This is a genomic window from Anaerobacillus sp. 1_MG-2023 (assembly GCF_030547345.1).
GTDB lineage: Bacteria > Bacillota > Bacilli > Bacillales > Guptibacillaceae > Guptibacillus > Guptibacillus hwajinpoensis_B.
The window spans coordinates 1-232 of the sequence record NZ_JAUORD010000288.1 but is presented as its reverse complement, the minus strand read 5'-3'; the positions used below and the strand labels follow the sequence as shown (position 1 = coordinate 232).

General features: G+C 32.8%; 1 protein-coding gene. It reads right to left on the bottom strand.

What is annotated here, in order from left to right:
- Window positions 1–199, bottom strand: a 199-nt coding sequence (locus Q4550_RS24200) for an EamA family transporter (RefSeq protein ID WP_303536821.1), incomplete at its 3' end; no start/stop codon positions are given.
- Between the last annotated feature and the right edge of the window lie 33 nt (window positions 200–232).

Below are 232 nucleotides of genomic sequence, written 5' to 3'. Positions count from 1 at the left end.
AGTCAAGGTTATTCAAATTTCCTGGTGATAAGCCAACCACTAAACACGTTCCCAATAAAGTCATAAAAAGGGCAATAATTTTGATGCGTGTGAAAGGCTCTTTAAATAAGAAAAAGGAAATAATTGTTACAAAAGTTGGTCCAGTATATAACAGAGCTGTAGCTATCGGTATAGTAGACAATTCAATGGCAGTAAACATACAGTAATTAAAAAATATTATACTGCATACTCC